4 protein-coding genes and 2 pseudogenes are annotated in these 3,618 nt (G+C 38.3%); 4 read left to right on the top strand and 2 right to left on the bottom strand.

What is annotated here, in order from left to right; genetic code table 11:
• Positions 1 to 62: 62 nt before the first annotated feature.
• Positions 63 to 860 carry an NAD kinase gene (locus AB685_RS28535; RefSeq protein WP_047973985.1) on the bottom strand — a complete coding sequence of 266 codons (798 nt, stop codon included), beginning with the start codon at positions 858 to 860 and terminating at the stop codon, positions 63 to 65.
• 156 nt (positions 861 to 1,016) lie between these two features.
• On the opposite strand from AB685_RS28535, the gene sppA reads away from it, so the two are divergent.
• From sppA to AB685_RS28515, 4 genes and pseudogenes are all read left to right on the top strand, one after another.
• Entirely contained in the window at positions 1,017 to 2,015 is a 999-nt protein-coding gene (gene sppA, locus AB685_RS28530) for a signal peptide peptidase SppA (protein ID WP_047973984.1), read from the top strand.
• 11 nt (positions 2,016 to 2,026) lie between these two features.
• Positions 2,027 to 2,581, top strand: coding sequence for an RDD family protein (locus AB685_RS28525; protein WP_053073993.1), 555 nt, complete (start codon positions 2,027 to 2,029; stop codon positions 2,579 to 2,581).
• Positions 2,582 to 2,673: 92 nt separating this feature from the next.
• Positions 2,674 to 3,345 (top strand): DUF2953 domain-containing protein, encoded by a 672-nt coding sequence (locus AB685_RS28520; RefSeq protein WP_047973983.1) that lies wholly within the window; start codon positions 2,674 to 2,676, stop codon positions 3,343 to 3,345.
• Between the two features lie 20 nt (positions 3,346 to 3,365).
• Positions 3,366 to 3,533 (top strand): annotated as a pseudogene (locus AB685_RS28515) (spore germination protein GerW family protein); the annotation flags it as partial.
• On the opposite strand, the pseudogene AB685_RS30740 reads toward AB685_RS28515, so the two are convergent.
• A pseudogene (locus AB685_RS30740) lies at positions 3,525 to 3,618 on the bottom strand (NADPH-dependent 7-cyano-7-deazaguanine reductase QueF); the annotation flags it as partial. The pseudogenes AB685_RS28515 and AB685_RS30740 overlap by 9 nt on opposite strands.

Genomic DNA, 3,618 nt, shown 5'->3' with positions numbered 1-3,618 from the left:
CGGTTATGTATAACCGTAATGAAGAAGTGATAAAAGCAGAGTAAAAAGCTCTGCTTTTTAGCTTATAAAAAATTGCGCTGAACTTTTTGCCAAAAGGAATTGGTCTTTAGTTTCAATACTTTTATATGACGATCGGCGAGCTTGATGCTGATTTGTTTAGCATGGCGAATGCTCAATGCTTCATTATCAGCACCGATAATAGGGTGGTCATTGCCGTCTTGTACGACTTTTAAAAGAAGTGTCCGGTTAGGGCCAAGCACAAAAGAGGTTCCAAGCGTACGGTATTGATTATTATTTAAAGAAGCGAGTTCACTCACTTGCATTGAAGGTAAGGTTGGATCAATGACTGCGCCTCTTACAGACTTATTATATGCGGTACTACCAGTAGGTGTAGAGACAATCATTCCATCTCCTCTAAATGTTTCAAAAGGAAACTCATCAATCACTACATCAATAACAAACGTTTTAATGACGTTTGACCGTATGGAGCATTCATTTAAACAAAAAATAGGTTTCTCATTATCGATTSTAACCTCAAGAACAGGGTAGCGACGGACCTCTACTTCATCATTTTTCATCGCCTGAATCATACGCTTTTGATCACTAATAGTAAAATCGGTATAGAATCCAAGTTGATCTGTATTGACACCAATGTAGAGACAGTCGTCTCTGAATCCAGTTTTTCGTGTTGCTTGTAAGAATGCATTATCTCCACCAACACTGACAATAATATTTGCTTCGTCTATCGTATGGACAAGATGAAAACCATTTTCTTCTGCGAGATCTTTTAATGGGGTGACTATTTCTTGCATGTTCGGTGTTTGTTTGTAAAAGAAGTAAAGGTTTTTCCGTGAAATCATTATAAACATCCTTTCTGAAATCAAAATGGTTCTTTTGAGGAAATCTATCCCTTTAGATATGAAATTTTACAGTGTTCTATGTTATCATAACCTTTGTTTAGGAAAAGAATCAAAATGTATTCGGGAAGTAACTAAATTACATAGAGGAGTGTAGAAATGAGTCGAAAACGATGGTTAGCACTAATTGCAGCGCTCATGTTAGTGGTAGCAGCTGTAGGAGTAAATGTTGCAACCTCTCAAGCTGGTTCGGACTTTGAACAAATGTTTGGAGCAAGTGAACATGGTTGGGCCGAGAGAGTCATTGAACAAGGAGAAGACGCTGGGGGATCTATTGTTGTYCTTGAATTAAATGGCGTGATTCAAGATACGGGGGATGCTGTTAGTATTTTTGATGCTCAAGGATACAGACATAAAGCTTTCTTATCTCAAATTGAGCATGCAGCGAAAGATTCATCTGTTGAGGGGATTATAATACGAGTCAACACACCAGGTGGCGGTGTTGTTGAAAGTGCAGAGATTCACGAGAAAATCCTTGAAGCGAAAGAAGAGTATAATACCCCTATTTATATTTCAATGGGGAGCATGGCAGCTTCAGGAGGATATTACATAGCAGCACCTGCAGATAAAATTGTTGCCAGCCCGCAAACGATTACTGGTTCTCTAGGGGTTATTATGGAATCCATTAATATTGCTGAACTTGCTGAGAATTACGGCATCACATTTAATACAATTAAAAGTGGTGAGTACAAGGATATTATGTCAGCAACCCGTGAAATGACGGATGGAGATCGAGAAATTTTACAGTCTTTAATAGACGAATCTTATGATGAGTTTGTTCGTATTATTTCTGAAGGTCGTGACATGTCTGAGAGCGAGGTACGTGAACTTGCTGATGGTAGAATTTACAGCGGAAAACAAGCATTAGAGCTTGATTTAGTTGATGAGCTTGGGAGTTTAGACGATACGGTTTCCGTGATGAAAGCAGATTTAGGTGCTGATTATAGTGTAATTAAATATGAAGCAGACACAGGATTGTTCAATTTATTTTCAATGTCGATGTCTCAATTACTTTCTTCTAATAATGAGTTAGCTGGTCTAGAGCAATTGTTAACTGAACGTCGTGCCCCAACATTGAAGTACTTATATACAGAATAGGAGGGATCACATTGGAACAAGGAATAATTAACCGTGGGTCTCGTCCTAGAAGAGCTCGCTTACTCCAACAGAGAAAGCAAAGGCAAGAACGACCGATACAAGAAGAACCTGTACAACATGCTGAAGTAGAAAAAGAGCTAGACCATTATTATGCGGGCTTTTGGATGAGGTTATGGGCTTTTACTTTAGATAGTCTTATGCTTTTATCGCTTCGTTGGTTACTTCTCGGACCCATTTTAAATCTAACAGATATCCGCTATACTTTGGGTGCGATGTATGGAGTAGTTGATTTTATCGTTTCGGCTCTATTCTTCTTTGCTTATTTCGCACTGATGACAAAATATTACGGGGCAACGATTGGTAAAATGGTTTTTGGTCTGCGAGTCGTTACAATRGAAGGGACATTACTTAGTTGGAAAGACGTTTTATTTCGTGAAGGAGTAGGGAGAATYCTCCACCAATCCTTTAGCCTATTGTATATCCTGTATATTACGATTGCTTTCACCTCAAAAAAGCAAGGGTTACATGATATGATTGCCAATTCTTATGTTATTCATGAACGGTAAGTGAGAGATAAACCTGACTATGTATATAGCAGGTTTATTTTTTATTTGGCAGGAAACCCTATAATAATCAACTATTTCCACAAAGGGAGTTCATGATGACTTGGTTACTCATTATACTTGGCATTTTACTCGTGTTTTTCATTATTCTTTTAGTTACAAAAATAAAAATAGAGATGACCTATAAACATAATAATGACGATGACTTATTAAAGGTAGATGTCTATCTTTGGTGGATGCGTGTTTATGCATTCGAGGCTCCACTTATTAAACTAAATGATGATTCACCAGCTATTATCGTAGAGGAAGAAGAAAACATAGCTGGATCTAAGAGTAAAAAAGATAAGAAAATAACGATCCAAACCATTATTCATGATATCCATTWAGCAGAGCGATGGATCAGACATATTGTAGGGTTAAACAGTATTGTTCGTCGGTTTCTTCGTCATATTCATTTTTATAAGTTCGACTGGTACTCAGAGGTAGGAGTGGGGGATGCTGCATTTACAGGGTCTGTTGCAGGGATGGTTTGGTCACTAAAGGGATCGATTGTCGGTTTAGTGGGCAATCACGTCAAAATGCATAAGATGCCAAATCTTTCAGTGACGCCACATTTTCAATCAGTGGTCTCACATACATATTTTTCTTGCATGTTTACTTTTCGTATCGGGCATGCTATTTTTGTAGGTCTTTTGATCGTTATGCATTGGAAGCGTCGACCTAAATGGACACAAGACCATAAAGCTGGGCGAAATCGAAATATGTAAGAGGTTAAGGAGGAAATGTTATGTCTGATCATCCAATTCAAGGACTAATGAAGACTGCTATGGAAAATCTTAAAGAGATGGTGGATGTGAACACGATTATCGGGGATCCAGTTGAAACGCCTGATGGAAGTGTCATTATGCCAGTATCTAAAGTGGGTTTTGGCTTTGCGGCAGGTGGTAGTGAATTTGCCCCAAACCTCGATATAGCGTGGATCCATCAGTTCAATCAAGTCGTTCATAATAATATTCATGCAATCCTCATGAAAGTCCCCG

The sequence above is a fragment of the Bacillus sp. LL01 genome, assembly GCF_001037965.1.
The sequence above is the reverse complement of the archived record's forward strand: the minus strand, read 5'-3'. Positions and strand labels throughout refer to the sequence as shown.